The organism is Micromonospora sp. A3M-1-15 (assembly GCF_024213425.1).
GTDB classification, from domain to species: domain Bacteria; phylum Actinomycetota; class Actinomycetes; order Mycobacteriales; family Micromonosporaceae; genus Micromonospora; species Micromonospora chersina.
The window spans coordinates 116,632-133,245 of record NZ_JANAVK010000001.1 but is presented as its reverse complement, the minus strand read 5'-3'; the positions used below and the strand labels follow the sequence as shown (position 1 = coordinate 133,245).

At 72.8% G+C, this 16,614-nt stretch carries 14 protein-coding genes; 12 read left to right on the top strand and 2 right to left on the bottom strand.

Annotation, left to right across the window (positions count from 1 at the left end; genetic code table 11):
* The first annotated feature begins 41 nt into the window (after positions 1-41).
* The 4 genes from NLX85_RS00635 (at position 42) to NLX85_RS00620 (ending at position 4,252) form a co-directional block, all read left to right on the top strand.
* Positions 42-1,202, top strand: coding sequence for an acyltransferase (locus tag NLX85_RS00635; protein WP_254331073.1), 1,161 nt, complete (start codon positions 42-44; stop codon positions 1,200-1,202).
* 118 nt (positions 1,203-1,320) lie between these two features.
* Complete coding sequence (locus NLX85_RS00630) at positions 1,321-1,998, top strand: transcriptional regulator (protein ID WP_254331072.1); 678 nt, start codon at positions 1,321-1,323, stop codon at positions 1,996-1,998.
* A gap of 68 nt (positions 1,999-2,066) precedes the next feature.
* Complete coding sequence (locus NLX85_RS00625) at positions 2,067-3,632, top strand: MFS transporter (protein WP_254331071.1); 1,566 nt, start codon at positions 2,067-2,069, stop codon at positions 3,630-3,632.
* An 11-nt stretch (positions 3,633-3,643) separates the two neighbouring features.
* A complete protein-coding gene (locus tag NLX85_RS00620) occupies positions 3,644-4,252 on the top strand; it encodes a TetR/AcrR family transcriptional regulator (protein ID WP_254331070.1) in 609 nt (202 codons plus the stop codon).
* 13 nt (positions 4,253-4,265) lie between these two features.
* Here NLX85_RS00620 and NLX85_RS00615 read toward each other — a convergent pair whose 3' ends face one another.
* Both NLX85_RS00615 and NLX85_RS00610 read right to left on the bottom strand, forming a co-directional pair.
* On the bottom strand, positions 4,266-6,185 hold the full coding sequence (locus tag NLX85_RS00615) for a helix-turn-helix domain-containing protein (protein WP_254331069.1): 1,920 nt from the start codon (positions 6,183-6,185) through the stop codon (positions 4,266-4,268).
* A 14-nt stretch (positions 6,186-6,199) separates the two neighbouring features.
* Positions 6,200-6,982 (bottom strand): 3-hydroxybutyrate dehydrogenase, encoded by a 783-nt coding sequence (locus NLX85_RS00610; protein ID WP_254331068.1) that lies wholly within the window; start codon positions 6,980-6,982, stop codon positions 6,200-6,202.
* 181 nt (positions 6,983-7,163) lie between these two features.
* Between NLX85_RS00610 and ruvC the strand changes: the two genes are divergently transcribed.
* The 8 genes from ruvC (at position 7,164) to NLX85_RS00570 (ending at position 16,556) form a co-directional block, all read left to right on the top strand.
* Positions 7,164-7,691 carry a crossover junction endodeoxyribonuclease RuvC gene (gene ruvC, locus NLX85_RS00605; RefSeq protein ID WP_254331067.1) on the top strand — a complete coding sequence of 176 codons (528 nt, stop codon included), beginning with the start codon at positions 7,164-7,166 and terminating at the stop codon, positions 7,689-7,691.
* Positions 7,688-8,290: a Holliday junction branch migration protein RuvA gene (gene ruvA, locus NLX85_RS00600; RefSeq protein WP_254331066.1), complete on the top strand. Its 603-nt coding sequence runs from the start codon at positions 7,688-7,690 to the stop codon at positions 8,288-8,290. Before ruvC ends, ruvA begins: the two co-directional genes overlap by 4 nt.
* Positions 8,287-9,351 carry a Holliday junction branch migration DNA helicase RuvB gene (gene ruvB, locus NLX85_RS00595; protein WP_254331065.1) on the top strand — a complete coding sequence of 355 codons (1,065 nt, stop codon included), beginning with the start codon at positions 8,287-8,289 and terminating at the stop codon, positions 9,349-9,351. The genes ruvA and ruvB overlap by 4 nt, the downstream gene beginning before the upstream one ends.
* Before the next feature lie 194 nt (positions 9,352-9,545).
* Positions 9,546-9,836 carry a preprotein translocase subunit YajC gene (yajC, locus tag NLX85_RS00590; RefSeq protein WP_374628039.1) on the top strand — a complete coding sequence of 97 codons (291 nt, stop codon included), beginning with the start codon at positions 9,546-9,548 and terminating at the stop codon, positions 9,834-9,836.
* 222 nt (positions 9,837-10,058) lie between these two features.
* Positions 10,059-11,996 (top strand): protein translocase subunit SecD, encoded by a 1,938-nt coding sequence (gene secD / locus NLX85_RS00585; RefSeq protein WP_254331063.1) that lies wholly within the window; start codon positions 10,059-10,061, stop codon positions 11,994-11,996.
* Between the two features lies 1 nt (position 11,997).
* On the top strand, positions 11,998-13,191 hold the full coding sequence (gene secF, locus NLX85_RS00580; RefSeq protein ID WP_254331062.1) for a protein translocase subunit SecF: 1,194 nt from the start codon (positions 11,998-12,000) through the stop codon (positions 13,189-13,191).
* A gap of 93 nt (positions 13,192-13,284) precedes the next feature.
* Positions 13,285-13,851, top strand: a complete 567-nt coding sequence (locus tag NLX85_RS00575; RefSeq protein WP_254331061.1) for an adenine phosphoribosyltransferase — start codon at positions 13,285-13,287, stop codon at positions 13,849-13,851.
* A gap of 233 nt (positions 13,852-14,084) precedes the next feature.
* Positions 14,085-16,556 carry a bifunctional (p)ppGpp synthetase/guanosine-3',5'-bis(diphosphate) 3'-pyrophosphohydrolase gene (locus tag NLX85_RS00570; RefSeq protein WP_374628038.1) on the top strand — a complete coding sequence of 824 codons (2,472 nt, stop codon included), beginning with the start codon at positions 14,085-14,087 and terminating at the stop codon, positions 16,554-16,556.
* Positions 16,557-16,614: the final 58 nt, after the last annotated feature.

Genomic DNA, 16,614 nt, shown 5'->3' with positions numbered 1-16,614 from the left:
ACCGTCACCGACTCGACCGTCACGACCACCAGGAGGCGTCGATGACGCAGGCGATGGACGAGCGCGCGGTCGCCGCGCCGACGACCGGCCCGGTTCAGCCCGGCCAGCGCCCGGAGCTGCCGCGGCAGGCCGGCGCGCCGGCCCCGGCCGCCGGGACCGCTCCCGCCCGACGGCCGCGCCTGCTGGTCCTCGACGGACTGCGTCTGGGCGCGGCCCTCATGGTTGTCGCGTACCACCTCGTGGGCGACAAGATCGGCGTCTGGGACGCCTCCGCCGCGACCAACTTCGGCCCGGTGCACTCCGTCGCCAAGTACGGCTTCCTCGGCGTGCAGCTCTTCTTCATCATCAGTGGCTTCGTCATCTGCATGAGCGCCTGGGGCCGTTCCGTCGGGGACTTCTTCGTCTCCCGGGTCGTGCGGCTCTACCCCGCCTACTGGTTCGCCGTCCTGCTCACGGCCGCCGTGCTCGTGGCCGTGCCCCGGGGCCCCCGTGTCCAGGCCCGCGAGGTGCTGGGCAACCTGACGATGATGCAGGACTTCCTCGGCATCCGGCACCTCGACCTGTCGTACTGGACGCTCACCGTCGAGATGGCCTTCTACATCTTCTTCGCCATCCTCGTGGCGCGCGGCCTGTCCTACCGCGGCGTGGTGGCCTTCTGCGCCATCTGGACGGTCGCCTCGCTGATCGTGCCGAAGCTCGGCAACCCGTGGCTCACCAACGTGGTGGCGGCCAACCACTCCAGCTACTTCATCGCGGGCATCGCCCTCTACCTGATCCACCGCTTCGGCCCGAGCCTGCTGCTGTGGTCGATCGTCGGCCTCTCCTGGCTGATCGCGCTCACCCGGCTGCCCAACCTCGCCCAGGCACGCGACGTCGCCTTCGCGCCGACGGCCGTCATCGTGACGCTCTTCTTCCTCGTGATGGCGGCGGTCGCCCTGAACCGCTTCGCCTGGGTCAAGGCGGGCTGGGTCGCGACGGCCGGAGCGCTGACCTACCCGCTGTACCTCATCCACCAGACGGTCGGGCTCGCCGTCATCGAGCGGGCCCAGGACCTCATGCCGCCGTGGGTGCTGATCACCGCTCTGGTCGCGGCCCTGCTCCTTGCCGCGTGGCTGATCCACCGGCTCATCGAGCGACCCGTCGCCCGCTGGATGAAGCGGCAGCTCAGCGCGTCCATGCGTCAGGTGCGCGAGGCGAGCTGACGAGGCCGCGGGGCACGACCTGGCCCCGCGGCGCCGACAAATTCCTCCGGAGGGCGCATCCGGACCGCGCCGTCCCGACGAATCCCGGGTAGTGGAGTGCTACCCGGGGGTACGTCTGGTGCTGACCCAACCGATGCCGGCCGACGCCGTCGAGCCGGCCCGCAAGCAGCTCCGCGCCGCCGCCGAGGACCTGGACGACCAGCGGGTCGCGGCGCTGGTGCTGGACCTGGCCGCCGAGGCCGGGGTCGCGGCGGCCTGGGAGCAGGTCTGCCTGCCGCTGCTGGCCATGTTGGGCGGTGACGGCGCGGCCGAGATCGCCGTCGAGCACGCCCTCGCCGAGGGCATCCGGGTCGGCCTGGACGTGTTCCGCCGCGAGCCGGGCCGGCCGCTGCCCGCCGACGGCGTGCTGCTCGCCGGCGCCGAGCAGGAGACGCACTGCCTCGGGCTGCACGCGCTCGCCGCGGCGCTGCGCGAGCGGGGTCGGGGCTGCCTGCACCTCGGACCGGCGCTGCCCTGGACGGCGCTGGCCGGGGCGGTGGCCCGGGTCCGCCCGCGCGTCGTGGTGGTCTGGTCGCAGAGCCCGGCCACCGGCCGCGCCCACCGTCTGGTCCGCCTCCGGAAGGACTTTCCCGGGGTACGCCTGCACGCCGCCGGTCCGGGCTGGATCGAGCCCGTGGCGCCGCTCTCGGCCCGCCTCACCTCGCTGGCCGAGGCGACCGCCGCCTGCCTGACCCGACGGGGTGACCTGGAGCACAAACGATACGAACCGGTTCCGTATCGAAACACTCTCACTTAGGCTCAGCAGCGTTTACGAGTCTGTCCCGTATCGTATTTGACGCGGGTGAGTCGGGGGGAGAAACCCGAGTGGAACCGCACGAGAACACCGGACACCCGAGGAGGTGGGCGATCCTGGGGGTGCTGGTGATCAGCCTCCTCGTGGTCGTCCTCGACAACACCATCCTCAACGTCGCCCTGCGTACCCTCGCCGACCCGGTGCACGGCCTCGGGGCCAGCCAGGGCGAGCTGGAGTGGGCGATCAACTCCTACACCCTGGTCTTCGCCGGGCTGCTGTTCACCTTCGGCGTCCTCGGCGACCGCCTCGGTCGCAAGCGTTTCCTGATGGTCGGCCTGGCGCTGTTCGGGCTGGCCTCGCTGCTCTCCGCGTACGCCCAGGACCCGGGCCAGCTGATCGCCACCCGCGCGCTGATGGGCGTCGGCGGCGCGGCCATCATGCCGGTGACCCTGTCGATCATCTCCAACGTGTTCGACCCCCGGGAACGGGCCAAGGCGATCGGCATCTGGGCCGGGGCGGTCGGCCTGGCCGTGGCCATCGGCCCGGTGCTCGGCGGCGCCCTGCTGGAGCACTACTGGTGGGGCTCGGTCTTCCTGATCAACGTGCCGGTCGTGGTGCTCGGCGTGGTGCTCGTGGCCGCCCTCGTCCCGGAGTCCCGCGACCCGCGGCCGGGCCGTGTGGACGTGCTCGGTGTGCTGCTCTCCGTGGTCGGCCTGGTCGCCCTCACCTACGGCATCATCGACGGCGGCGAGCACGGCTTCGACCGGCCGCGGGTGTGGCTGGCGATCGTCGGTGGGCTCGCGGTGCTCGGCTGGTTCGTCGCCCACGAGCTGCGCAGCGACCACCCGTCGCTGGACGTCCGGCTGTTCCGGGTGCCCCGCTTCGCCGCCCCGGTGGCGCTGGTCGGCCTGGTCTTCTTCGCCGCCATGGGCGTGATGTTCTTCGGCGCGTTCTACCTCCAGCTGGTCCGCGGGTACAGCCCGCTGGAGAGCGGCCTGCTCTTCCTGCCCTTCGCGGCCGCCCAGCTGATCTTCGCGCCGCGCAGCGCCGCCATGGTGCGCCGCTACGGCGGCCGGGCGGTCGCCGCGGTCGGGCTGCTGCTCACCGCCGCCGCGCTCGGCGCGTTCGTGTTCATCGACGCGGACACCCCGATCTGGATCTTCTCGGCGCTGGGCTTCGTGCAGGGCGCCGGGATGGCCAACATCATGCCGCCGGCCACCGAGTCGATCATGTCGGCGCTGCCGCGGGAGAAGGCCGGCGTGGGCTCAGCCGTGAGCAACACCGTCCGCCAGGTGGCCGGCGCGCTCGGCGTGGCGGTCCTCGGTTCGGTGCTCTCCGCCGTCTACCGCAACGACGTGGCCTCGGCCGTGTCCGGCCTGCCCGGCCCGGTGCGCGACGCGGCCCAGGAGTCGATCTCCGGGGCGTACGCCGTCGCCGGCCGGCTCGGCGCCGGCGCCCCCCGGCTCATCGACGCGGCGAACAGCTCGTTCGTCTCGGCGATGCACTGGGCGGCCGGGGTGTCCGCGCTGGTGGCGCTTCTCGGCTTCGTCATCGTGCTGCGCTGGATGCCCGGCCGCCCGGTGATCGAGACCGACGCCCGGCCGGCCACCGAGCGGGAGTTGGCCGGGACCGCGTAGGTTCGGCGACAATGTCTGACATGACCTCTACGGCTGATGCTCCGCGGTCGCCCGGGCGACCGCGGAGCGTCCGCGCGGACGAAGCGATCATCGAGGCCACCCTCGACCTGCTCGCCGAGGGCAGCACCCTCGAGGCGCTCTCCATCGAGGCGATCGCCGCCCGCGCCGGAGTTGGCAAGGCCACCATCTACCGCCGCTGGTCGGGCAAGGACGCGCTGCTCATGGACGCGCTGCGCCGGCTCAAGGGGGTGCCGCCCCAGCCCGCCGGGCACTCCGTCCGCGACGACCTGGTGCTGCTCGTCGGCGCCGTCGGCCACAACGTCGACCCGCGCGCCGCCAGGATCATGCCGTGCCTGGTGCCCGAGGTGAACCGCAGCCCCGACCACTTCCAGCTCTACCAGAACATCATCGAGCCGCGGCGGAAGCTGATGCGCGAGGTGCTGCGCCGCGGGGTGGACAGCGGCGAGCTCCGCGCCGACCTGGACATCGAGCTGGCCATGGCGCTGCTCACCGGCCCCATGCTGATCCAGCGGGTCCTGCGCTGGCACCCCGAGCTGGACGAGCGGATCCTCCCCGAGCGGATCGTGGACAGCGTCTTCGAAGGCATCCGCGCCCGCTGAACCGCTGGGCGGGTCAGGCCGCCGGGGTGCGCAGGCGGTGCAGGCGCAGCGCGAGCTGCACCTCCAGGGCGCGCTCCGGCTTCTGCCAGTCCGCGCCGAGCAGCTGCCCGACCCGCTCCAGCCGCTGGGTCACCGTGTTGACGTGCACGTGCAGCAGCTCCGCCGCCCGCGCCAGGCTGCCACCCACCCCGAAGTACGCCTCCAGCGTCTTCACCAGCGCGGTGCCCCGCCGGGCGTCGTAGTCGACCACCGGCCCCACGGTGGCGGTGAGGAAGCGGGCCACGTCCCGGTCGCCCGAGTCCCCGACCGCGCCCAGCAGCAGCCCCACGAAGCCCAGCTCGGCCGTGCTCGCCCCCTGCCCGGCCCGGCCCAGCGCGCCCAGCGCCGTCAGGCACCGCTCCGCCTCGGCGAAGGTGACCGCCAGCGAGGCCGGGCCCGTGGACGGCCCGCTGGACCCGGCGGTCACCGGCCGGCCCGTCACCCGGGACAGGTCCCGGGCCACCGCCCGGGCCGCGCCGCCCGCGTCCTGGCCGGGCAGCATGAGCACCACCCGCCCGTCGCGCGCCGCCGCCAGCCCGCCCCGGGTCGAGGCGTACGTGGTGGCCCAGGAGAGCACCCGCTGCCGGGCCGAGCCGGTGGCGGCGATCGCGTCGTCGCCGACCGCCACGAGCACGTGCGGTGCGTCCAGGTCCACGCCGAGCCGGCGCGCCCGGCTGCGCAGCGCGTCGGTGTCCCGCAGCGGCCGGGCGATCAGGTCGTCCAGCAGCTCGCCCCGGACCCGCCCCTCCGCCTCCGCCACCGTGCGGCGGAACAGCAGCAGCAGCGCGGTCACCAGCGCGGCCCGCTCCAGGATCCGCTGGTCGGCGTCGACCAGCTCGCCGTCCGGGCGCAGCACCAGCGCACCCAGGTTCTCCGCGCCGGCCACCACGGCGGCGTACCAGAGCGGACCCCGGCGCACGCTGCGCCCCTCGGTGCGGGACGCGGCCACCGCCTCGACGATGTCCGCCCGGTCGGGCTCCTCGATCTCGCCCACCCGGGCCAGCCGCCGCCCCTCGGCGTCCAGCGCCAGCAGCGCCCCGCCGAGCACCTCGGTGACCGCCGCCGCCACGTCCTCCATCCCGCCGCCGCGCACCACCAGGGCGGTCATCCGGTCGTGGGCGGCCGCGGCCCGCTCCACCGAGCTGCTGTGCGCCCGGATCGTGCTGTTCGCCGCCGACAGCTCCTCCAGCGCCGACCGGGTCTCGGCCAGCAGCCGGGCGGTGTCGATCGCCACGGCGGCGTGCGCGGCCAGGGAGACCAGCAGCGACACCTCCTCCCGGGCGAACGGCCGGGCCGAGCGGTTGGCCGCGTACAGCACGCCGATCACGCTCGACCCGAGCCGCAGCGGGACGCCCAGGATGGCCACCAGGCCCTCCTCGCCCACCCCGCCGTCGATCTCCCCGGTGTGCTTGAAGCGGTCGTCCTCCTGATAGTTGGACGTGACGTACGGGGTGCCGGTCTGCGCCACCAGGCCACCCAGGCCGTCGCCCATCTCCAGCCGCAGCCGCTGGAACCGCGCCGAGATCGAGCCGTCGGTGACCCGCATGTAGGTGTCGCCGCGCTCGTCGTCGTTGAGCGTCATGTACGCCACGTCGGTGCCGAGCAGGATCCGCGCCCGGTGCACGATCGCCCGCAGCACGTCGTCCAGGTCGCGGAGCCCGGCCAGGTCGCTGGCCGTGTCGTACAGGCCGGAGAGCTCGGTCTCCCGGCGGCGCCGCCGCTCCAGCAGCGCGCGGACCCGCAGCGCCACCAGCTTCGCCTGCTCCAGCTCGGCGAGGCGCTCGGCGGGCAGGCCGGCGGCGCGGGCGGCGACCAGCGGACCCTCGAACTCGACCGGGGCGGCCTCCCGCGCCAGCAGCTCCAGGAACTCGACCGGCGACGACATGACCGACATTGTGCGCGAGGCCACTAGTTGGCCGTCCAGCCCCCGTCGAGGGCGATCGACGCGCCGGTGATGAACGCGGCGGGCGGCGAGCACAGGTAGGCCACCAACTCCGCCACCTCCTCCGGCTCGATCAGCCGCTTGATCGCCGCCCGGGCCAGCATGATCTTCTCCACCACCTCGTCCTCGCCGATGCCGTGACTGGCCGCCTGGTCGGCGATCTGGCTCTCCACCAGCGCGGTCCGCACGTACGCCGGGTTGATGCAGTTGGCCGTCACCCCGTGCGCGGCGCCCTCCAGCGCCACCACCTTCGACAGCCCCTCCAGCGCGTGCTTCGCCGAAACGTACGCGGCCTTGTACGGCGAGGCGCGCAACCCGTGCACCGACGAGATGTTGACGATCCGGCCCCACCCGTTCGCGTACATCCGCGGCAGCGCCCGGCGGATCAGCAGGAACGGCGCCTCCACCATCACCCGCTGGATGTACTCGAAGCGCTCGACGGGGAAGTCCTGCACCGGCGCCACGTGCTGCAGGCCGGCGTTGTTGACGACGATGTCCACGTCGACGCCGAGCCGGTCCACCGCCTCGGAGTCGGCCAGGTCGACGCCCTCCGCCCGGCCGCCCGCCTCCGCGGCCACCGCCTTGGCCGCCTCCACGTTGCGGTCGACCACCAGCACCGCCGCGCCGGCCGCCGCCAGGCGCAGGGCACAGGCCCGTCCGATGCCGCTGCCACCACCGGTCACCAGCGCGGCGCGACCGGAGAGGTCGACGTTCACGACGTGGGGGACCGCCACGGGTTCTGCCGTCATGGCGCAAGAAGTTACGAGCTGTGTGGCCGGCGGCACATGGGGCGGCGACACATACTCGACCGCTTCAGTGTGTGGCGCCCGCCGCGTCCCCGGCTCCCGGCGTGTCCGCCCGGCCGGGCGGCGGGGAGCACCAGTAAGGTGTCGAACACACGTACTGCTGGCGGCTCGGGGAGGAGGCGGCGTGCGCGTGCTGGGCGTCGACCCGGGGCTAACCCGGTGCGGGGTCGGCGTGGTCGAGGGCGTGCCGGGCCGCCCCTGCACCCTCGTCGCCTACTACGTGGTCTACACCGACCCCGCCGACGACCTGCCGCTGCGCCTGCTGCACCTGGACCGCTCGCTCACCGACCTGGTCGCCGAGCACCGGCCCGACGCCGTGGCCGTCGAACGGGTGTTCAGCCAGCACAACGTCCGCACCGTGATGGGCACCGCCCAGGCCAGCGGGATCGCCGTGCTCGCCGGGGCCCGGGCCGGGCTGCCCGTGCAGACCTACACCCCGAGCGAGGTGAAGGCCGCGGTGACCGGTTCCGGTCAGGCCGACAAGGCGCAGATGACCGCCATGGTCACCCGGCTGCTGCGGCTGCCCGAGCCGCCCCGCCCGGCCGACGCCGCCGACGCCCTGGCGCTGGCCATCTGCCACGTCTGGCGTGGCGGCACCCGATCCAAGCTGGCCGCCGCGGCGGAGCGGGCACGACGAGGAGGAGCACGATGATCGCCAGCGTGCGCGGCACGGTGACCGCGACCGGTCCGGACCACGCGGTGGTGGAGGTGGGCGGCATCGGCCTGGCCGTGCAGTGCGCCCCCGGCACCCTCGCCGAGCTGCGCGTCGGCCAGCCCGCCCGGCTGGCCACCAGCCTGGTGGTCCGGGAGGACTCGCTCACCCTCTACGGCTTCGCCGACGACGACGCCAAGCAGCTCTTCGAGCTGCTCCAGACCGCCAGCGGGGTCGGCCCGCGCCTGGCCCAGGCGGTGCTCGCCGTGCACACCCCCGACGCGGTCCGCAAGGCCATCGCCAACGCCGACACCGCCGCGCTGACCCGGGTGCCCGGCATCGGCAAGAAGGGCGCCGAGCGGCTCGTCCTCGAACTGCGCGACCGGATCGGCCCGGTGCCGATCGGCGCCGACGGCGCGGCCGGGGTGACCGCCGGCGCCTGGCCCGAGCAGGTCCGCCAGGCCCTCGTCGGGCTCGGCTGGACCGCCGCCCAGGCCGAGCAGGCGGTGGCCGCGGTCGCGGAGACGATCGACGGGGAGACCCCGCCCGTGCCGGTCCTGCTCAAGCAGGCCATCCGCCTCCTGGGCCGCACGCGATGAGCAACGAGAACCTGGTCTCCGCGTACGTCAGCGACGCGGAACGGGACGCGGAGGCCAGCGTCCGGCCCAGGCGGCTGGAGGAGTTCATCGCCCAGCACCGGGTCCGCGACCAGCTCGACCTGCTGCTGCAGGGTGCCATGCGGCGCGGCTCCCCGCCCGACCACATCCTCCTGTCCGGGCCGCCTGGCTTGGGTAAGACCACCCTCGCCAACATCGTGGCCGCCGAGCTGGGCTCGGGGATCCGGGTGACCAGCGGGCCGGCCATCGAGCGTTCCGGCGACCTGGCCGCCATCCTGACCAGCCTCGCCGAGGGCGACGTGCTGTTCATCGACGAGATCCACCGGATCGCCAAGCCGGCCGAGGAACTGCTCTACAGCGCCATGGAGGACTTTCGGGTCGACGTCGTGGTCGGCAAGGGTCCGGGGGCGACCGCCATCCCGCTCGACGTCGAGCCGTTCACCCTGGTCGGCGCGACCACCCGCTCGGGGCTGCTCACCGGGCCCATGCGGGACCGGTTCGGCTTCGTGGCCCACCTCGACTTCTACTCCCCGGCCGACCTGGAGACGCTGCTGCACCGGTCCGCCCGGATCCTCGGCGTGCCGATCACCGTCGAGGGCGCGGCGGAGATCGCCGGCCGGTCCCGGGGCACGCCCCGGATCGCCAACCGGCTGCTGCGCCGGGTCCGCGACTTCGCCGAGGTCCGCGCCGAGGGGGTGGTCAACCTGGAGACCGCCCGGGCCGCCCTGACCGTCTACGACGTCGACGCGCTCGGCCTGGACCGGCTCGACCGGGCGGTGCTCACGGCCCTGGTCGACTCGTTCCGGGGCGGCCCGGTGGGGCTCTCCACCCTCGCCGTGGCGGTGGGGGAGCAGCCGGACACGGTCGAGGAGGTGTGCGAGCCCTTCCTGGTCCGGGCCGGGCTGCTGGCGCGGACGCCCCGCGGCCGGGTCGCCACCGCGGCCGCCTGGCACCATCTGGGGCGTACGCCGCCGAATGGTACATTTGGTGCGGATGCCCCTCCGGTGCCCGATCTGTTCTCGGCGCAGACCGATCAGCCGTGATCCGAACGTGATCTGTGCCGCATTCGGTGTTCTCAGGTGCAGGGATTAGACTTCGCCGCGGTTTGTACAGGACGTGAGAAGTCGCCTCCGCTCCGGCACCCCACAGGGGGGAGCAGAGGCCAATGGGAAGGTCGACAACCGTGCAGAACCTTGCAGCAGGTGGCGGAGGGGCCGGCGGTCTGACGCCGATCCTCATGATCGCTCTGCTCTTCGGCGTCATGTACTTCATGATGATCCGCCCGCAGCAGAAGCGTCGCCGTGAGGCCGAGCAGATGCAGTCCGCGCTCGGCGTGGGCGACGAGGTGGTCACCATCGGCGGGCTCTACGGCACGGTGACCGGCGTCGAGGACGAGACCGTTCTGATCGAGGTGGCCCCGGGCGTGCAGACCCGGTACGCCCGCCCGGCGATCGCCCGCGTGGTCAAGCGGGTCGAGGTTCCGGAGGCCGAGACGATCTCCGAGGAAGCCGAGTCGGTCAAGGAGTGACACCGGCCCCGGACGGGGCAGCGGATTCACTCACACAAGTGGATAGTTGGGTCGGCGTCCGACGCCGGCACGCGAGGTACCCCGCGCGACGCCGCCGCGTCGTGCGCCGGGGAGGCGTGCCGTCCGGCGGCGCCGACCCCCGGAGCAGTCGGGCGGACACCCCCGGCCCGACCATCTCGCCGCTGCCGAAGCGGCGCGACCGTACAGGGAGACAGGACAGCCGTGGCACCACCTCAGGGACAGATGCGGCCCGGACGGCAGCTCGCCGTGCTCGGGTTCATCTTCGTCGTCCTCTATCTTTTGGTGTTCTTCTCGGGCGGCGCCAGCGGTGGCTGGAAGGATCGGCTGGAGCCCCGGCTCGGCCTGGACCTCGTCGGCGGCACCCGGCTGACGCTCGAGGCCACCAACACCGTGGACGGCAAGCCCCCGACCGCCGCCAACCTGGAGGAGGCGCGGCAGATCATCGAGAACCGGGTCAACGCCTTCGGCGTGGCCGAGGCCGAGGTGGTCACCGAGGGCAACCGGAACATCGTCATCTCCCTGCCCGGCCAGAACCGGGACCTGACGGACGTCGGTGAGGCCGCCGAGCTGCGCTTCCGCAAGGTGCTCAAGGCCACCGACGGCAGCGGCGCCGCCGCCGCGCCGGCCCCGACCGCCAGCGCCACCCCGGCTCCCTCGGGCAGCGCCACCCCGGCTCCGTCGGGCAGCGCCACCCCGGCTCCGTCGGGCAGCGCCACCCCGAAGCCCTCCGGCAGCGCCCCCAAGGCGACCGCGTCGCCGAGCGCCGGCGGGCAGGGCGGCATGGCCCCGACGCCGAGCGCCAGCGCCGCCGCGCCGACCCCGTCGGCGACGCCGAGCGCCGCGAGCCCGAGCCCGAGCGCCGAACCGGTGCCGCAGAGCGTCGAGCAGCAGCGCAAGGCCATCGAGCAGAAGGTGGGTGCGGCCGCCTGGGCCGCCGCGTCCGGCCTCCAGGCGCCGGCCGACCTGACCGCCGACCCGTCGCTGGCCGCCAAGCTCAAGCCGTTCGGCACGCTCTCCCCGCAGGAAGTGGCGGTGCTGCCGGTCGGGATGCAGTTCAACGTCCCGACCATCACCTGCGCCCAGCTCGACGACCGGCCGGCGGCGTCGATCAAGGACGAGAACCAGCAGGCGGTCGCCTGCGAGTCCGGCGCCAAGTACCTGCTCGACAAGGCCAAGGTGCTGGGCACCGACGTCAAGAACGCCTCCGCCCAGCTCGACCAGACCAGCGCCTGGGTGGTCAGCCTGAACTTCACCGGCAAGGGCCAGGAGAAGTGGACCGCGCTGACCCGCGAGGCGTTCACCAACGAGGGGCAGGCCTGCGACCAGACCGCGCTCGGCCAGGACGGCAAGTGCCGGGTCGCCGTGGTGCTGGACAACGAGATCGTCTCGTCCCCGGAGATCCAGGGCGTGCTGACCGGTGACTCACAGATCACCGGCAGCTTCGACAACAAGAGCGCCAACGCGCTGGCCAGCCAGCTCCGCTACGGCGCCCTGCCGGTGACCTTCGAGCCGCAGGAGCAGCAGAACGTCACCGCGACCCTGGGCGACAGCCACCTCAAGGCGGGCCTGCTGGCGGCCGGCATCGGCATGCTGCTGGTCATCATCTACTCGTTCTTCTACTACCGGTTGCTCGGCTCGGTCATCTTCCTGAGCCTGGTGCTCTCGGCGCTGCTGGTCTTCGGCGCGCTGGTGGTGCTCGGCCGGTCGATCGGGTTCACGCTCACCCTCGCCGGCATCGCCGGCATGATCGTCTCACTCGGTGTGGCGGCGGACTCGTTCGTCATCTACTTCGAGCGGCTCAAGGACGAGATCCGGGAGGGGCGCAGCCCACGCAGCGCGGTGCCGCGGGCGTGGGTCCGGGCCCGTCGGACGATCATCTCGGCGAACGCCATCACCCTGATGTCGGCCGTGGTGCTCTACATCGTCTCGGTCGGCGCGGTGAAGGGCTTCGCCTTCGCGCTCGGCCTGGCGACCATCCTCGACCTGGTCGTCGTGTTCCTCTTCCGCCACCCGATCATGACGATGTTCGCCCGCACCCGGGCGTTCCTGTCCCCGCGGGTCAGCGGCCTGGGCCGGGCGCTCCCGGCCCGCTCGGCCGAGGCGGGCACCGGCCGCAACCCGCGCGTCAAGGAGGCCTGAGATGGCTAAGAGTGGTCTGGCCGCCCGGCTCTACCGGGGCGAGGCTGATCTCAACATCGTCGGCAAGCGCAAGCTCTGGTTCGGCGTGGCCGGCGTGCTGGTGCTGATCGCGGTGCTGAGCTTCGCGATCAGCGGCTTCAAGCTCGGCATCGAGTTCGCCGGCGGCAACTCGTTCCAGGTGCCGGCAAGCGTCGGCACGCTGGAGCAGGCCGAGGCGAAGGTCGACGCGGCGCTCGCGGCCAAGGGCGGCGGCGCCGAGGTGGTCACCGCCCAGAAGGTCGGCAGCACCAGCGGCGAGTACTACGAGCTGCGCACCGGGCAGCTCACCGCGGAGCAGGCCAACCAGGTCAAGACCGAGATGGCGCAGTCGTTCGGCATCCAGCCCGACCAGATCAGCGGCAGCCAGGTCTCCGAGGCGTGGGGCAGTCAGGTGACCTCCCGCGCCCTGCTCGGCCTGGTGATCTTCGTGGCGGTGGTGGCGATCTACCTGATCCTCCGCTTCGAGTGGCGGATGGCGGCCGCCGCGATCGCGTCGCTCTTCACGAACCTGCTGCTCACCGCCGGCATCTACTCGCTGGTCGGCTTCGAGGTCACCCCGTCGACGATCATCGGCTTCCTCACCATCCTGGGCTTCGCGCTCTACGACGTGGTGGTGGTCTTCGACAAGGTCCAGGAGAACACCCGGGGCATCACCGCCAACAACAACCAGACCTACGGCGAGGCGGCCAACCTGGCGCTGAACCAGAGCCTCATGCGGTCGCTGAACACCTCGGTGGTCGCCCTGCTCCCGGTCGGCGGTCTGCTCTTCATCGGTGCCGGCCTGCTGGGCGCGGGCACCCTGAAGGACCTGGGTCTGGTGCTCTTCGTCGGTATGGCGGTGGCCTTCCTGACCTCGATCCTGCTGGCCACCCCGCTGCTGGTGCTGCTGAAGAACCAGGACCCGCGGATCAGCGCGCACAACAAGCGGGTGCTGGCCCGCCGGGGCGCCATCGCCCGCGGCGAGGTCACCCCGAAGGGCGCGCCGCGGGCCGCCGCGGCCACCGCCGAGGAGACCATCGACCCCGAGGCGGCCGCCCTGGCCGGCGCCGCACCGAAGGTCGGCGCCCGGCCGGGCGCCAAGCGCCCCACCGGCGCCCGGGGCGGGCGTCCCGCCGGCGGCGGGGGCAACCGGCCCGGTGGCGGCAAGCGCCGCTGACCCACCCGGTAGGGATCGACCGGACGGCGTCCGCCATGCTGTGAAAGCGGCATGACGGACGCCGCCGTCGTTCGAGAGGACATGGGACGTACCGTGACGGAGACCCACACCACCGGGGTACGGGGAGACAGCGGCCCGGAGGTCGCCCGACTGGTCGCCAGCCGTGTGCTGGACGTGCCGGACTTCCCGAAGCCCGGTGTCATGTTCAAGGACCTGATGCCGCTCTTCGCCGACGGCACGGCTTTCCGTGAGGTGATCGACGGGATCATCGCGTACCACGGGCGGGACTCGTTCGACGCGGTGGTCGGCATCGAGGCGCGCGGGTTCGTGCTGGCCGCGGCCGTCGCGTACGCCACCGGGGTGGGTGTGGTGCCGGTGCGCAAGGCCGGCAAGCTGCCCCGGGCCACCCACTCGGCCTCCTACGCCCTCGAATACGGCGAGGCGACGCTGGAGGTGCACCAGGACGCCTTCACGGCCGGCCGCCGGGTCCTCGTCCTGGACGACGTGCTCGCCACCGGCGGCACCGCCGAGGCCACCCTCGACCTGGTGGAGCGGGCCGGCGGCACGGTGGCCGGCTTCACGGTGCTCATGGAGTTGGGCTTCCTCAAGGGGCGGGAGCGGCTCGCCCCGCGTCCGGTCCATGCCCTGCTGACCGTTTGACCCGCCGGCCCGTCGGGCCGACCCGGCGCGGTCCGTCCGGCGGAGCGGCGGCGTACCCTGCGTACGGGTAGCATTGCCCTTTGCTTGACCGGGCGGGTGACCGTCCGGCGGTGCGGGGCCGCCGGGGCCGCGAGGCCCCCGGTGACCGGCGCGGAACAACTCCGGCCCCTCGGCCGGTTGGACAGGATGTCGGCCGGACGGCCGGCGCATCCCGGCGAGCGGTGAGGAGGCCGGTGTCCCACGATGTCGTCCCTCCGGTGGAGGGCACGGTGCACCCGACAGGCGACGCGGACGGCTCGGTGACCGAGCGGAGCGGCGGCAACCCGCCGGCCCGGGTGACCGGACCCGGCAGCGGGCCCGACGGGCAGGCGGACGGCGGCGCGGTCGTGGTGCCGTTCCCGACCGACGCCGGGGCGGACCCCTCGCCCGCCAGCGGCTTCGCCCTCTCCAACGCGCCGACCGGCCGGAGGGTGCGCGCCCGGCTGGCCCGGTTCAACGCGCCCTGGCAGACCTCGCAGGTCAGCGAGGTGCTGGAGCCGCTGATCTCCACCCACCGCGAGAACCACCCCAAGGCCGACGCCCGGCTGCTCCAGCGCGCCTTCGACACGGCCGCGCGGTGGCACTCGGGTCAGTACCGCAAGTCCGGTGACCCCTACATCACCCATCCGCTCGCGGTGGCGACCATCCTGGCCAACCTGGGCATGGACACCACCACGCTTGTCGCGGCGCTGCTGCACGACACGATCGAGGACACGGAATACACCCTCGACCAGATGCGCGCCGACTTCGGCGGCGAGGTGGCCCTGCTGGTCGACGGCGTCACCAAGCTCGACAAGGTCAAGCTGGGCGACGCGGCCAAGGCGGAGACGATCCGCAAGATGGTCGTGGCCATGGCCAAGGACCCCCGGGTCCTGGTGATCAAGCTGGCCGACCGGCTGCACAACATGCGTACCCTGACCTTCCTGCCCCGCCCCAAGCAGGAGCAGAAGGCCAAGGAGACGCTGGAGATCCTCGCCCCGCTGGCCCACCGCCTCGGTATGAACACCATCAAGTGGGAGCTGGAGGATCTCGCCTTCGGCACCCTGTTCCCGAAGCGGTTCGAGGAGATCAACCGGCTGATCGGCGAGCACCAGCCGCAGCGCGAGGCGCTGCTGCGCCAGGTGACCCAGAAGGTGTCCACCGACCTGAAGGCCGCCAAGATCAAGGCGGAGACGACCGGCCGGCCGAAGCACCTCTACTCGATCTACCAGAAGATGATCGTGCGGGGGCGCGACTTCAACGACATCTACGACCTGGTCGGGGTGCGGATCCTGGTCGACACGGTGCGGGACTGCTACGCGGCGCTGGGCGTCATCCACGCCAACTGGCAGCCGGTGCCGGGCCGGTTCAAGGACTACATCGCCATGCCCAAGTTCAACATGTACCAGTCGTTGCACACGACGGTCATCGGGCCCACCGGCAAGCCGGTGGAGATGCAGATCCGCACCTACGCGATGCACCGCACCGCCGAGTTCGGCATCGCCGCGCACTGGAAGTACAAGGAGCACAAGGGCGTCCCGGTGGTCGGTCCGCCGGCGCACATCGACGAGATGACCTGGCTGCGCCAGCTGCTGGACTGGCAGCGCGAGGCGGCCGACCCGAGTGAGTTCCTCGACGCGCTGCGGTTCGACCTGTCCAGCCAGGAGGTGTACGTCTTCACCCCGAAGGGCGACGTCATCCCGCTGCCGACCGGGTCGACGCCTGTGGACTTCGCGTACGCGGTGCACACCGAGGTCGGGCACAAGTGCATCGGCGCCCGGGTCAACGGCAAGCTGGTGCCGCTGGAGTCCACGCTCTCCAACGGCGACGTGATCGAGATCTTCACCTCGAAGTCCGACACGGCCGGCCCCACGCAGGACTGGTTGGGCTTCGTCAAGAGCCCGCGCGCCCGCACCAAGATCCGCCAGTACTTCAACAAGGAGCGGCGGGAGGAGGCGATCGAGGCCGGCAAGGACTCGATCGTCAAGGCGATGCGCAAGCAGGGCATGCCGCTGCAGCGGATGCTCACCTCGGACGCGCTCATGGCGATCGCCCGAGACCTGCACCTGGCCGACGTGGCCTCGCTCTACGCGGCGGTCGGCGACAGCCAGGTCTCCGCCCAGTCGGTGGTGCAGAAGCTGATGGCCGCGTACGGCGGCGAGGAGGGCGCGGCGGAGGACATCGCCGAGACCGCCGTCGCCACCCGGCCGCCGCGCAGCCGGCAGAGCAGCGCCGACCCGGGCGTGGTGGTCCGGGGGGTCAGCGACGTCTGGATCAAGCTGGCCCGCTGCTGCACCCCGGTGCCGCCGGACGCGGTGTTCGGCTTCGTCACCCGCTCCGGCGGGGTGAGCGTGCACCGGGACGACTGCGCCAACGCCGAGGACCTGCGGGCGCAGAGCGAGCGGGTGGTCGAGGTGAGCTGGAAGCTCACCTCCGCCTCGACGTTCCTGGTGGCCATCCAGGTGGAGGCCCTGGACCGGCACAAGCTGCTGGCCGACGTCACCCGGGTGCTCTCCGACGAGCGGGTCAACATCCTCTCCGCGACGGTCACCACCACCCGGGACCGGGTTGCGGTGAGCCGGTTCAGCTTCGAGATGGCGGACCCGAAGCACCTGGGGCACCTGCTGGCCGCGGTCCGCAAGGTCGACGGCGTCTTCGACGCCTACCGGGTCACCTCGGGCGCCTGAGCCGGCCCCCGGAACACCGAAAAGCGCCCGCCGGCGGTCAGCCGGCGGGCGCTTTCGC

Coding starts and splice junctions, on each gene's coding strand:
- NLX85_RS00635 (WP_254331073.1), top strand. CDS start 42: ATGACGCAGGCGATGGACGAGCGCGCGGTCGCCGCGCCGACGACCGGC.
- NLX85_RS00620 (WP_254331070.1), top strand. CDS start 3,644: ATGTCTGACATGACCTCTACGGCTGATGCTCCGCGGTCGCCCGGGCGA.
- NLX85_RS00615 (WP_254331069.1), bottom strand. CDS start 6,185: ATGTCGGTCATGTCGTCGCCGGTCGAGTTCCTGGAGCTGCTGGCGCGG.
- NLX85_RS00610 (WP_254331068.1), bottom strand. CDS start 6,982: ATGACGGCAGAACCCGTGGCGGTCCCCCACGTCGTGAACGTCGACCTC.
- ruvA (WP_254331066.1), top strand. CDS start 7,688: ATGATCGCCAGCGTGCGCGGCACGGTGACCGCGACCGGTCCGGACCAC.
- ruvB (WP_254331065.1), top strand. CDS start 8,287: ATGAGCAACGAGAACCTGGTCTCCGCGTACGTCAGCGACGCGGAACGG.
- yajC (WP_374628039.1), top strand. CDS start 9,546: ATGATCGCTCTGCTCTTCGGCGTCATGTACTTCATGATGATCCGCCCG.
- secF (WP_254331062.1), top strand. CDS start 11,998: ATGGCTAAGAGTGGTCTGGCCGCCCGGCTCTACCGGGGCGAGGCTGAT.